This is a genomic window from Bacteroides mucinivorans (assembly GCF_034654355.2).
Taxonomy (GTDB): Bacteria; Bacteroidota; Bacteroidia; order Bacteroidales; family Bacteroidaceae; genus Bacteroides; species Bacteroides nordii.
Map to the genome: position 1 here is coordinate 937,508 of NZ_CP178179.1, position 14,734 is coordinate 952,241.

The following is a 14,734-nucleotide window of genomic DNA, read 5'->3' on the forward strand; positions in this document are numbered from 1 at the left end:
AAGAGTATGAAAAAGATAAGAATATATGTATTAGTGGCACTATTGTGTGGAATGTCCTCCTGCAGTGATTTTCTGGACAGATACCCGGATACAGCTGTGCCCGAAGAAGAATCGATGACCGATCTGGTGTCCAGTGAACAGATTGTAATCGGTATTTACAGTAGTTTTAAGAACTCGGCTCTGTATAGCGGAACTTTGACCTTGGCCCCCGATGTACAGACTGATCTGGTATATGCTGTTAAAGGGTATACAAATGTATATGGCCCGATGTATCGTTGGGATTTCCGGGATAGTGATACCAGCATTGAGTCGGTGTATTCGGGTTTGTATCAAGTGATAGCCCGTTGTAATTTCTTTATGGATCATAAAGATGAAGTATATAGTAAACTAACAACAGAGGCTGATAAAACTACTTTCAAGAAATATGAAGGGGATGTTTATTTTTTCCGTGCGTTAGCTTATTCTGATTTGATACGTATGTATTGTGAGGCTTATGATCCGGATAATGCGGAAAACCAGCTGGGAGTTTCTTTGTATTTGCGCTATCGCAAAGAGGGTGAAGACAGTTCTATTGAACCTCGTTCTTCATTAGCCGATTCTTATAAGCAAGTATTAAGCGATCTGGAACAAGCGGAGAAATATGCAACCCGTAAGGGAGCAGATACGCAGTGGATTACAATAGGAGCCGTGCAGACTTTGAAAACAAGAGTTTTTCTTCATATGAAGAATTGGGAAAAGGTGATAGAGTATGCTACAAAGGTAGTTGACTCTAAAGTATATACCTTGGCCGATGCAATGAAAGCAAAATGGGTAGATGAAGAAACTGGTAATACGATGACCGACTATCAACGGATGTGGAAATATGATGAAGGTGATGAAGTGATCTGGCGTGTACAAATGAGTACGACGGATAGAGGCGGAGCTTTGGGAACAATTTTCCTGAATTATAATAATGTGGCTTATCTGCCCGATTATGTACCGGCAAAATGGTTACTCGATTCATATAGTGCAAATGATATGCGCTATTCTGCTTTCTTTTATTCCATTAAGACCGGATATTCTCATGGATTAACCTGGCCTATTGTTATCAAATATTTGGGTAATGCGGATATTGATGCCGGTGTTGGTAAGTATTATACAAATATGCCTAAAGTATTGCGTTATGCTGAAGTCTTTTTGAACCGCGCTGAGGCTTATGCACAATTGGGAAAGACTAAAGAGGCCAATAATGATTTGACTAAGTTGAGAAGAGCGCGTATTGCAGATTATGGCAGTGCATCCTATACTCAGGATAAACTGATGAAAGCAATTCAGGATGAACGTGCAAAAGAATTATTTATGGAAGGTTTCCGTTTGTCTGATTTGAAGCGTTGGAATTTGGGTTTTGAACGTACGCCCCAAACCGGAACGATAGATGGAGCTTTAAATAATTCATTGAAAATAGGAAAAGACAATCCGGCTTTTATATGGCCTATCCCGAAACATGAACTTGATGCTTCGATGGGATTGGTTAAACCAAATGAAAGCAATAAATAAGAGAGATGATTATGAAGAAAAGTATATATAGTTTATGTACACTGTTTGCAATTCTACTGGTAGGTTGTGACAGTAAAGAGGTGCTTTATTCAGATGCTTCGTATGTCATGTTTACCGATTCTGCCATGGTAATGCCTGTGACGGTGAATTCGGAAAGAACTTTTGATGTTGTGGTTGCTGCCACTCAGGCAACGGATTATGACCGGAATTATGTAGTTAGTGTAGATGTAGATCATACGAATGCCATTGAAGGATATCATTTTGAGCTTTTGAATAAGAATGTTTTGATAAAATCGGGTGAGCGGACAGGAACTGTAACGATAAAGGGGTATTTTGATAATATGAATCGTACAGATAGCCTGGCAGTGACTTTGAAACTAATCAGTGATAAGAATGAAACGATGAACCTGTATGGGAATAAGACAAATATTTTTTTATTTAAATGTTATCCGTTTAATATAAATGATTACATAGGTGATCTGCGTATGACATGTACATTCCCATTCAGTGAGGACTCAAAGAGTTTTTTAGTGAAAAGCGAGAAAGTAGACGATCATACTATACTTATCAAGGCACCCTTTGACGACAGTTATGATTTAAAGGTCAAATTTAATGCGTCGGATGAGGAACCGATGAATGATGGAGTAACTGTTGTGGAACAGGAAGCGTTTCTTGACGCAGGATATGGGTTAGTTTTTGCACAATCGGTGGCAAGTAATCCGAGCTTTTTCATAACAGCAGATAGAGGAGTAGTTCTCTATTTGAATATATTCCTTCCTAAAGTGGGTTCATTTGGAACGTACCTGTATATATTTGAGTGGATTAGCCCTTATGAGGCTGAAGCAGAAAAGAACGGTATTACTCCTCCTTATGACATTAAAGTACAGCCTAAGGGATATTCATTGAAGAAATAATCGATTAAAAGAAAGAAAATATGAATACAATTACCCATTTGAAAAATCGGTTGGGCTATTGGGCGTTACTCGTAATGACCTTTGCCATTGTAGCCTGCTCGGATGATAAGGAAGAATCACCGGAGGTGCAGGGAAAAACAACGTTTGATGTTGAAGATATAGTTTTTGTAAGTGAAAAAGGAGAACAGGAGACAACCTTCTCTTTCGAAGCAGGAAATGAATGGACGGCTTCTTTTTCGGAAGGTGGCAGTGTGTTTTTCTCGGCTTCACAAACTAAAGGAAGTAAAGGCAAAGCGGAAATTACCATACAACCTTTGAGAACAAACCTGGAAGCACAGGTACGTACAGCGGAACTCCGTATATCAGTTGTTGGAGATGAAACGGTATATGTAGTGAAGATCTCTCAATTGGGCAAAGGGGCCAGTCTCGTGGTTGACACAGAAAGCTTGGTTTTAGAGGCAGATAATGTTGGAGAGTACTTTGTAGATACGTTGACTGTAAGTTCTGATCAAGCTTGGGAGCTGGTTGATGCAACCAGTGGAATACTTTTCTCTTTTATAGACGAACATCAGTCTGACCAGATTACTACTAAGAAGTTAGAAGTGAAAGTACTGTTTACCGATTTTGAATCAATGGTTCTGGAGGGTGGGTTCAATATTAAGGCTGGTACTACTCTAAAATATATTTCAGTGAAAGCTACAGCTGAATGTAAAGCTTATCTGACAGAAGAAATGGACGCTGCAGTTGAAAAGTTGGAATTGTTGATAGACCCCGCTACCCCTGGAGTCTATATGGCCCCTCTGTATGTTTCTTCAAATATCCAGTGGAAATTGGAATTGCCAGAATGGCTGTCTACTCCTCAGCCTACTAATATTACTGTATCGGGAACGTTGGCTACGAATCCTTTATATGTAGAAGTGCGCATAGCTGACGGTATGATTCCTGCGTCAGAAAAAGAAGATGTGATTATATTATCGGATATTCGTTCCAAGCAACTGATTACTATTCCTATCCACTTTGCCGGAATTAGTGATGATTATATTAATCATAATTTTGAGTTTCCGGCATTTGACCCGTATGGAAATGATTTTGCATTTGATCCGATACCTGGTACGGCACGGATACTCGAATTGCCATTTATGATTGAAACAGGTAAAAATTATACAGATGTAACCGATGCACCATTCAAGTTACTTTTATGTAAATGTGTGAACGGTGCACTTGAACGGACAGCTGTTCATTGGGCTACTCTGCATGTGGGCGATTCTTCCAAAGATAAGACATCCAATGGGGTATACACAAAAGAACTTTATCTGGCAGCCAATCAGCGTGGTGACGAAGATGATATGAATAAGATTACTTCGATGGGAGAAGATAGAGAGGCTTACCTGTTTATTGTTCCCAATTCGGTAAGTTTTGATGATTTGTTTGAAGATCCGGTTTCTACTACTTTGAAGAGTCAGTATATAGGGTCATATATACGGCAAAAAAATGCTTTTCTGGAGTATAAGATGAGCGTAACCGGTATTGAAAATGGAGCAACAATCACCTTTCCGGCAGCAGGTGAAACCAAATCTTTTGATATGCTTTCTGATGCAGTGAAAATTTTTACATCCCGGTTAGATGTGACAGAAGTCGTAACAGGAGTTGAGAACCCACGTACTTTTGTTCCTAATGATGTAAATATTGAGTTTAAAATGAAAGATGGAGTGGTCGATTTAACGAAGTTCGTACTTGCCGTAGGAAAAAACAAGGATAAACGGGATCGTGTAATCAAGATTGAGTTCAAGGCATTTAGAGGTATTAATCCGGAAGATGGTAGTGACAATACCTTTACGATGTTTACTTTTTATATTAAACAACCATTTCAATAATTAAATATACTGTTAATAATGAAGTTATTATATCAAATATTAGGGGTGTTTGTTGCTTTTCTGGGACTTGTTTTGGTCGGAAGTTGTTCTGATGATGAAATAGCCGCTTCTCAGGAAGGTTACGGATATATGCAGCTTCAGTTGCATAAGAAGGGTGCGGACTCCCGCGCGCTGGATAGCGGAAAGGAACTCAGCTATCTGAAAGATGTACGTAAGATTCAGGTTACCTTGACGTCTGCCGATAATCAATCTTTCAGTATGGCATTGATGCCGAAGTCTGTCAGTGAGGAAGGTGCTGAATTTGGATTATCTACTGTACCGGTGCAGTTGATGCCCGGTACCTATAAGATCACTTATTTTGTTGTTTATGGAGATGAGGTGGTAGACGGACAAGCTGAAATCTTACAGTCGGGGACGCCTGACGAGGAGGTTCGTTTCCGGATAGAGAATGATCGTCTGACAGAGGTTGACTTTGCATTGGAAGCTGTTTTGTATGGTAAATATGCAGCGGTATTTGGAAAAGATTTGTCGGCTATTGAGTCTCCTCTTTCCCGCGCCACTGTTGATAACAGTAGGGTGAAATATGAAGACATTGCTTCGGCAGTATTCACATTCAAGTATTCAAATAATGGCATTAGTTATATTGAGAGCTATCCGGTAAAGGCAAAAAAGGAAAAGAAAGCTCAGCTGTTTTCTACCGATACGATTCAGATGAAACAGGGAGATTATGTTCTGTCTCATTATAAATTGTATAATAAAAACAAGGAGCTGATCTATGCAATGGACAAAGAGCAGAATGTAAAGATTGAACATTTTAAGCTTTTACGTGATACGGTAGATGTGAAACTATATGAGACGGCAGCGATTCGTGATTACATTGCTTTGTATAACATATGGAAGGCAATGGGTGGTGAAGAGTGGTCATGGAACGGTGAAGGTTATAATATAGGTTCAAACTGGGTGTTTAAGTTTGCCGACGGTACCCCGCGTCCTATCGACATGTGGGGAGATCAGCCAGGGGTAGGGCTTGGCAGTAATGGCAGGGTTACTTCTTTGAATTTGGGAAGTTTCAATCCTAAAGGTTTTGTACCCGATGCTATCGGAGATTTAACTCAGCTCGAAATGTTGTATCTTGGAAATCATGATGAGACAGGTGCTATTGTTGGAGATGAAGGGATGGAAGGTATTCTTAGCTCTTACTTGCTTGCCCGTGAAGGAGTGGATGTACGTGCACATCGTATGGACATTGCACGTGAAAGGTTTGTTTTGAGAAGGGCGCAGCTTCAGGTAGCTTCAAAATTAAAGTATGAAAGCAGAAATGTACGTCCTGTCGTATATACCAAATATGCTGGTAAGAATAAAGGTTCCATGTCAAACCGTATTACAGGTATTTCTGAACGTATCGGCGAGCTGGCAGGTACATTGACTATGGTTTACATAGCAAATGGCTATATAGAAGAGTTACCGGAATCATTTGGCAAACTGGAAAATCTTACAGATCTTGAAATCTATAACAGCCGGATGACTACCTTTCCGGAACAGTTGAAACAATTGCCCAATCTGATTTCTTTAAACTTTTCCATGAATGGGAATCTTGATTTAGAATCGACTTATAAGAATCTGGATGACTTCTTTACGAATGGAAAATCACAGGGGACGGTTCAACTGTTGTATCTGAATGATAATAAGTTAACAAAATTGCCATTCAGTATTCGTAATATGAAAAAACTGGGAATGCTCGACTTGGCTTATAACAAGTTGGTTGAACTTCCTCCCCTTGGCAATATATCTCCTGTTCAGTTTATGGTTGATTGCAATGAACTGGGAAATGAAGCTCTGGGAGCCGGAAGTAATCCAATTCCTAATAATTTCTGTATTACAAATGATTTAGAGCTATTCTCGGCTTCTTGTAATAAGTTGAAGAAGTTTCCGGTATTGTTGTCTAACATGAAAAATGATGGTAAATATTCCATTGAGGAGATAGACCTGTCTGTCAACCAGATTGATGGTTTTGAACCAGGTTTTAAAGGGGTACGTGCAGAGAAGCTTAATCTATGTTCTAACAGATTTGCCAAGTTGCCAGTTGAATTCTCCCAACATTCGTCGGTGATTAACTTCCTTCGTCTGTCTTATAATGAAATAACGGAGGTTTCATTTGAGTCGTTTAAGAACCTGAAAGCACTGGAGGCATTGGAACTGGCAGGTAATAAGATAAAATCTATGCCGAATGAATTCAATTCGGAATATCTGCCTCACTTCTCCGGAATAGATTTGAGCCAGAATCGTTTTGTTGCATTCCCTGTCAATATCTTATATGTGAATAGCCTCAATCAGTTGATTCTTAATTCTCAGGGATATTATACCGATGCCGCTCAGAAGAAATTCAAACGTACATTGGTTGAGTGGCCCACAGGTTTGGATCAGCACATGGCTTTGAAGGTGTTGGAGGTTTCCGGTAATGACCTGCGTATGATACAAACTTTCCCGGACAATCTTAATAAGTTTGATGTTTCGGATAATCCGAATATCAAGATGACTGTTCCCTCAGCGATTATTGCTCGTATGAATGATGGCTCATTCCTACTGGTTTATGATGAGACTCAGGATATTACAAATGTTAACAACTAATGACAAAGAAGATGAAATCAATCAGATATAAAAATAGAAATATCCAGGTTTTCCTGTTAATCAGCCTGGGGATAGTTGCTCTCTTCTCTTGCAAGGACGATGACGATATTCAGTCTTCTTTTTTTGGAGTAAGCGAAGAAGAATCAGAGTTTGTTGTTCCTGATTGTGGTGATACATATGCTGTCAATCTGTCCGCAGATCAGGATTGGTATGTAGAATCGAATGCAGAGTGGTGCATGGTATCACCTGCCAATGGCAATGCTTCCACGATTTGTGAATTGCGTGTAGATACCAGCTATTTGTATAAAGAACGGGAAGCGGTTATTACATTCCGTTCCGGTTCCAAAGCCTCTCAGGTAAAGGTGTTCCAGTATGGTTATGAGAAAATCATAAAGTTGGATAAAGAGGAGGTTGAAGTAGAGGATTTTGTAGATTACGAAAAGATGTTTACTGAGTTGAATGTTACTTCAAATGTTAAGTATGAAGTAATACCGGTTGATGCTGCCCAGAAATGGGTACGTGTGAGTGTTCCGGAGAAAAAGGTCGCTTCAGTACCTCGTCCGGATAAGGTACGTTTCGATTTCGACATTTACACACAGTCGGATGCGGATCGGGTGGCTAAATTTACGTTTCGCCAGACAGATGCAAAAGAGGGTGAAATACCTATAGAAAAAACATTCACTTTCCGTCAGAAGAAATCAGAAAGAATAGTTCCGTCACGTCGGGGAGATTCACTTGCCTTATTGGCTATCAGCCGCATGATGAAGTGTTATACTGTATGGGACGTAAGTCAACCGATGATTTACTGGAATAATGTAAAGACGGAAGAGGTTGACTATAAATATGTGGATGGTGATTTTGTACGGGATACAACCGAACTGCGTGTCGTTGGGGTAAACTTTTATATATTTAATACGGATAATAGTATTCCTTTCCAGATTCGTTATTTAAATCAGTTGAAAACATTGGTTTTTACGGGTAATGAAAATAGTTATCGCAAGTCTATTAAGCTGGAGGATGACGTGACCTATCTGGATAGTTTGGAGAACCTTGCCTTTATAGGCTATGGAATTAATTCACTTCCTGCCCGGATGACTAATCTGAAGAAATTGAAGGAACTGGAAATGACCGGCAATCCTTTACAGGAATTTCCGATGGATATTATTGAGGCTTTGGATAAGGATAGTTTGCTTTATGTGAACTTGAGTAATTGTCGTCATTACGAAGCCGGTAGTAATCTTTTTACGAACAAAAAAGACAGCATTGGCTTGGGTGGTGAACTTCCGGATCGTTTATTCCGGTTGAAACGGGTGGCTTATATTCACCTGTCATACAACTATTTTGAAGGCTCTATTCCAGCTATGGAAGGCGTAACTGATGTGATGCCGCAATTAAGGGCTTTGTCATTGAATCTGAATTATCTGTCGGGTATGATTCCCGAGTGGATATTGAAGCATAAACGATTGAAATGTTGGGACCCCTATACATTAGTCTTTAACCAGACTTACAATGGCAGGGATAGTAAGAACCGGCGTGTTGGTTTCGATAATGAACCGGATTTCATAGAAACTCCGTGTCCTGATTGGGAAGAGAATACGAACAACACGGCTCTGACTCCATCTTCGTTTGATCGCACCTTTAGATGGTTTCACTATTATGATGCAAGTAAGAAACAATATCCCAAGCTTTCATTGGATGGAAACTGGGGTGAAATAGATGATTAAAACTAAAATGATTATGAGGAAGATTAAGAATATACTGGCGATTGTCTGGACAGCTTGTTTTTTACTGGTCTTAATTTCGGCTTGTAAAGAGGATGATAAGGATGCTTTGTTGCCCAATCAGGGAGAAATTTGTTTCCAGTTTACCAAGATAACAACCTATACATTGGCCGATCTGGATGATATTGCTACCGTAAAGATTGTGTTAGAGAAAGACGGGGTAAAAATAGAACTACCCAGTTGCCCGCTTACGGGAAACACTGAATTATTGTCTACTGAAAAAGTAAGATTAGAGGAAGGACATTATAAGCTTTTAAGTTATCGGGCTTTTGGTAAGGATGCTAATTTAATTGAAAATCTGGATATTACTTTGACAGAAGATAATGAGTTTGATGTGAAAGTAGGAGAACTGCAGGAATATATTTTACCGGTGAAGGTAAAAACAGTTGTTGATCCTACTAACAACTATACCAACGTGCTTTTTGCTATTTGTAAAGAGGTATTGGGGGATGATAGAAGTAAGTGGCCACCTTCTTGGGATGTGGAAGAAACTCTGGATACCTGGGCCGGACTCTCGTTTGAGACGGATGATTATGGAAATCTGCTTTATATTACCGATTTGGATATTGACGGCGACGGGAATTTGCCTGAATTCAAACATATGAAAAAACTGTCCCGGGCGATCATCAACTTCCCGAGTATGACGGGACTGCATATCAGTAATTGCGATCTGGAAGAACTTCCCGATAATATGGGTGAATCGAGGATTGCTTCTATTTATATTGAGAATACTAATTTTAGCACCTTTCCAAAGTCTTTCCGGGATATGAAAAAGCTGAATGACCTGACACTGATAAACAATAAAGTGACGGAACTTCCAGAATCGATAGGTGAGATTAAGACGCTGAGAACCATTGATGTGATTAATGAGAAGGTTAGCAAAATACCGGCAAGCATTGTCAATCTGACGGAATTGGTCAGCTTGCGTTTTATAAATACTGAAATAAGTGAACTCCCCGATGTATTTGATCAGTTGTACAAAATATCAACGTTGGATATGCGCAACAACAAGAACCTGAAATCGTTGCCTCCTTCCATTGCCAATACAGTAATTGGTGAAGAAGGCAACCGAACCCGTAAATATCTGCGTGGCATGTTATTGGATGGATGTTCTTTTACTTCTATACCTAAAGAGGTACAGCATGAGAATATGCAACTATTGTCTATGGCTGATAATCAAATCCAATCTGTGACGAAAGAAGAATTAGAGAAGATGCCTAATCTGCATTCGCTGATATTAGATGGTAATAAATTGCCGTTGTTTCCTACTATGAAAAGTGATAATCTATTGATGTTGAGCTTGATTAATTGTGGATTGAAAGCTACTGATATAGATCGGAGTAATCTACCTAATCTGAGATTCCTGTTTATGACACAGGAAGAATATGATGCAGTAATGAAAGGTTATGAAGTAAACGCGGACTATCTGCTTAATAATAAATAACTCTCTCTTAAAGAAAGTTGTTAGGAAGGCTGCCGTTGTGAAACCATAGGCCTTCCGAAACAACTTTATAGAGAGTTATTTTAATATATGAATAAGAATGAAGACTTTAAACTGTACTATTACCATACTATTAGGCTGTATATGTGCGGTCTTTACTGCTTGTAAGGACGACGACCCTATTGTGCAACCGGTTACTCCATATGAAAAGCAATATGGTGAAGCAACTGTTGTGTGGGAGGCTACTCATCAGAGCTTGTTCAATTTTAAGGGAAATCCACTCTATGTACAGGTGTCAGAAGAGAGCACGGACGACGACTTGGCAGTATTCAATGTAACCAAGAAATATCTGTTCGACAAACGAGGGCACTTGCTAATCTATAATCCAATCAATGAATTTACTGATGTAGTATCCGGCTTAACGAGAGGATGGACTACTGCCGGTGATGCTATGAGGTATTCTTATGGATATGATTCTGCCGGGAGGCTGGCGGTAGTTACCGAAACAGAGTTGGGAGGCACTTCCGTCGTTTATGAATTGAAATACGGCACTCATGCTGTATACGTACCTTTTCCTTTATCATTTGCTGGTTTACCTCTCTTCTTGCTGAAAGGATTGGTCTCGGTAGAAGGTGATAATGGCTTCAAATACGAATTTGATGGAGAGAAAGCTGTTTGCGAGACTGACAGCTGGATGGGGATTACCCGAACAGAGTACTTGTTTCGGAACTCTTACCCGTCAATGTGTACCAAACAGCTGATCAGAGGTGACGAGGTACTTCAGCATGAAGAAACGGTCTATGCTTTCGGAGAGAAAGGGTTATTGCTTGGAATGACAATTTCCGTCCGTACCAATGATGATCCCGATATGGTTCAGAAGCAATCATTGATTTATGCTTCTCCCTGGTTACAGGTAAAGGAAGTTGCTTATGAAGCCGGATTGGTGCAAGAAAGAACTGTGTATGCATATACAGAAGAGGGTTTTCTACTCTCTGCCACTAAGAGCGATAACGAGGAAAATATGGCATCTGTCCATTTGAACGCTTATGAGCTGGATGTGCAAGGAAACTGGACTTTTGCCGAGCGTGTCATCAAAGGCTACTTTAATGATTATTGGCCGGAGGGTACGATGACTTTGAAACAAGAATTTTCTTATAAATAAACTTAGTAATTAATTAAAATTTAGTGTAACATGAGAAAAAAGAACTACTACTTTTTGCTAATGTTTGTCATGATGAACATTATGGCAGTGGCTACATCTACCGTAAAGGCGGAGGCGTGGGATGGTTCGTGGAGAACTATCAGATTTGAATCCGGGGAGGATGAAATAAATTTAGAGTTTACAGCTCCTGAAGCTAAAACTTATACTTTTAAGAGCGATACCCAAGAGTTTGGGATAAAAATTAAAGCTGTATGTGGAGAGGTGACCGAGTGGTCTGATGCACTTCATGGTTGGTTTGGTGCAACAGTCAGCATTGAGGCTAAAGCTAATGAAGTTATTAAGTTGACAGTTGTAACTGATGGAGAAGAATTTTTCCCTATAATAGTGCCAATGGAATTGGTTAAAGACAGTGGGGATGATACTGCCTGGGATGGTACAAAGAAAGATATTACTATTACAGGAGCTGATGATGCAATGACTTTAACATTTACTCCTACTGAATCAAAGCAATGTACTTTTAAGTGTGATACAAAAAGTTATGCAGTAAAAATAAAGGCTACTTGGGAAGGACAGAGTTCTGCAGCATGGTCTGAGGGACTTTACGATTGGGCTGGCGCAACGTTAACAGTAGATGCTGTTAAAGACCGGGTTATTACATTAACAATAACTGCAGCAGAGGAAGAGTCATATCCTGTAACTTTCCCGCTTGAACTGGGTGATGGTAACGGTGATGATGATACTCCTGCTGAACCTTGGGATGGAACTACTATGGCTATTACTTTAAACGATGTGGCTACTTCTAAAACATTCAGTTATACAGCTACTCAAAATGGAATGTTCTATCTCTTTTCTAAAGCTGAGGCTTATGATGTGAAATTTGCAGGTGGAGTAGTTGGAGAACCTGATCTCGTATTAGAGTGGGAGGCTTATGATAATCTGGTAGGTGGTTATTCGGCTATAAAGCTGATGGAAGGCGATGTGCTGAAATTTACTGTGACTTCTACTGAGTTCTTAGAAGGACAAGGTGCAGAGTTTCCTCGTCAATTTTCAATTAGCAGTTTGGTTGTACCAGTATCAGGTTTTTTCCTTCCGGGGGCAACTTTTGAGAATGCAGTCAACTTGCAACCGGATGTAGAGACAATTATTCCTGTAAACGAGAATACCAATGTAGACGATTTTCCTGATTTTGCAAGTTATTCGGAAATGTCATGGTTGCAATTTACAGCACCGATAACAGGGCTTGCCAATATAGATATTGAGCAGTATGTATTGTTTGTATATGAAGGAGAAGATAAAATAGGGGCTGTGGATTATAAGCCGATGATGGTTGTACAAGATGAAAATAATAATAGCCATAAATTTGCAGTAAAAGCCAATACTACTTATTATGTAGTAACTACTAATAATCGTCCAACAAAAGCAACTTTGAAGCTTACGGAAGTTGAAGAAGGCAATGATTGTATTATACCTATTAATATCACTTCTACGACTTCGGCTCTTTCTGTAAAAGCAGGATCTACCTGGTATAACTATACTATAACAAAGAGCGAAGATAGTGCATTTAATTTGTTGGAACTGGCTTCTAATAAAGGTTGGACAGGAACGATCAGTTATTATGTGGATTGTTCAGATGCCGAGCCTGTGATAGATGAAGTGGCAGCCAGTGCTAAATCATACTTTGAAATGGATGTTACCAGAACTAATTATCTTATCTGTGTGAACAGTGCTAAGGCTGTTGAAGATGCTATTAAATTAGTACAGCGTGATCCTAAACCAGGTGAGGCGAAAGTCAATCCGTTAAATGCTAAATTAGGTGATAACGAATATGGTGGTGAAAAACGTAATTATTGGTTTAAGTATATTGCTACTCAGGATTGTATGTTGAAACTTACTTATCCGGAAGATGCATTGACTATGATAACTTTGAATTCCGGTACAACGAATATTGCTAATTATGGTTCTACAAGCTGTATAGTGAGAGTAAATGCAGGCGAAGAGTATAGAATGAGATTTGTGGCATCAAGTACAGATAAGGCTACATTCACAGTTGTTGAAGATGAGAATATTCCATTAGGAGATTATTGCGATTATCCGAGACCGTTTAATCTGGATGAAGATATTGTAATGAAGAACCGGGACGCTCGGGAAGAATGGTATCTATTTACCGCTCCTGATGATGGTACTGTAGAATTTGAAGTGGAAGATAAAATATGGGTTAGAGATCACTGGTCATGTGGCATAGTAAAAGAATGTGGTACTACACAGGATAAATTGTCGTTTGAAGAATTGATGGGAAGGCTTACTTACCGTTATTCTGTAATCAAAGGCGAAACATATCGGTTTACTGTTTATCAGTTTAAGAATGAAGAAGGAGCAGATATTGTAATCAAAACTAAGTTTACTGCAGCAGGTGAAGGCGAATCTTGTGACAAAGCCATCAGTATCGATTTTGATAAAACTGTGATATGCAAAGATGTTGCCAGTGAGACATGGTATGAATTTGTTGCTCCTGAAATTGGCGAATACTACCTGGTAAGTTCATTGGGACAAGGTGCTGGTGTATCTTATAAGATTAATGATTGTAGTACAAAAGCTACAGCCGCAGAAGTGAAAGACTTTATGTATGGAAGAGCGTATACAACACTAAATCTGGTAAAAGACCAAGTTGTAAAAATATGCGCTATTATATCAAAGGATAAGCCGGAAGATCAGGATTATGATTATTCATTAATTGTAAGAAAGAAAGCTCAGGGCGATGATTTGGAAACTCCGTTTGTTGCTAAGGCTGGAGAATATTATGCATTGGGTGCCGGAAATGTAACAACTGCAGCTACTCTGGAAGGATATGTTTATTCTATCACTACCACAGATGATAAACTGGAATTTACTATTCTTACTAAAGAGGCATATTTTAGTGGAAACTTCTTCGTTTATTATGAAGGAAACAGAATTGGATTTACTCCGGCCAAGGTCAAAACAGATAATGGGGATGGTACATATACTTATACCTATACGTTGACTAATACAGCTATTGAAGCGGGTAAAACTTATACTGTTCTCTTCCCGTTCACTGTAGATGGTTTCAATCTGGGTACTTCGTTGATTACAGGAATCGAATCAACCGAATCTTCTGATAAGATTATTGTTTGTCCTAATCCGAATGACGGAAACTTCCGGGTTACTTTAGGTGAACTGGCTACCAATGGTGCTTTGGTTGAAGTTATTAATATGGCAGGTGTAGTTATTTATAAAGAATATACAACGTCAACTATGTTTTCTGTAAATCTGAAAGGTATTACAGCAGGGGTTTACTTTGTCAGGGTATATGCTGATGGTAAAAATGCAGTTGCTAAGCTGATTGTTCGTTAATCGTTTGTCTGGTTATATTATAAAGAATC

At 39.3% G+C, this 14,734-nt stretch carries 8 protein-coding genes; all 8 read left to right on the forward strand.

The window, feature by feature from the left end; genetic code table 11:
- Positions 1-6 precede the first annotated feature (6 nt).
- The 8 genes from VCM39_RS03260 to VCM39_RS03295 all read left to right on the forward strand — a co-directional run bounded on the left by VCM39_RS03260 (position 7) and on the right by VCM39_RS03295 (position 14,705).
- Positions 7-1,536, forward strand: coding sequence for a RagB/SusD family nutrient uptake outer membrane protein (locus tag VCM39_RS03260; RefSeq protein ID WP_221649788.1), 1,530 nt, complete (start codon positions 7-9; stop codon positions 1,534-1,536).
- Between the two features lie 11 nt (positions 1,537-1,547).
- Positions 1,548-2,450, forward strand: a complete 903-nt coding sequence (locus tag VCM39_RS03265) for a DUF4984 domain-containing protein (RefSeq protein ID WP_221649787.1) — start codon at positions 1,548-1,550, stop codon at positions 2,448-2,450.
- A 20-nt stretch (positions 2,451-2,470) separates the two neighbouring features.
- Positions 2,471-4,324 carry a hypothetical protein gene (locus VCM39_RS03270; protein WP_322933936.1) on the forward strand — a complete coding sequence of 618 codons (1,854 nt, stop codon included), beginning with the start codon at positions 2,471-2,473 and terminating at the stop codon, positions 4,322-4,324.
- An 18-nt stretch (positions 4,325-4,342) separates the two neighbouring features.
- The gene (locus VCM39_RS03275; RefSeq protein WP_322933935.1) at positions 4,343-6,952 is read left to right on the forward strand and encodes a DUF4458 domain-containing protein; all 2,610 of its coding nucleotides are present in this window, start codon (positions 4,343-4,345) and stop codon (positions 6,950-6,952) included.
- Between the two features lie 11 nt (positions 6,953-6,963).
- The gene (locus VCM39_RS03280; RefSeq protein ID WP_322933934.1) at positions 6,964-8,676 is read left to right on the forward strand and encodes a BACON domain-containing protein; all 1,713 of its coding nucleotides are present in this window, start codon (positions 6,964-6,966) and stop codon (positions 8,674-8,676) included.
- A gap of 13 nt (positions 8,677-8,689) precedes the next feature.
- A complete protein-coding gene (locus VCM39_RS03285; RefSeq protein ID WP_322933933.1) occupies positions 8,690-10,177 on the forward strand; it encodes a leucine-rich repeat domain-containing protein in 1,488 nt (495 codons plus the stop codon).
- 97 nt (positions 10,178-10,274) lie between these two features.
- Complete coding sequence (locus VCM39_RS03290) at positions 10,275-11,336, forward strand: hypothetical protein (RefSeq protein WP_322933932.1); 1,062 nt, start codon at positions 10,275-10,277, stop codon at positions 11,334-11,336.
- Positions 11,337-11,366: 30 nt separating this feature from the next.
- Entirely contained in the window at positions 11,367-14,705 is a 3,339-nt protein-coding gene (locus tag VCM39_RS03295) for a T9SS type A sorting domain-containing protein (protein ID WP_322933931.1), read from the forward strand.
- Positions 14,706-14,734: the final 29 nt, after the last annotated feature.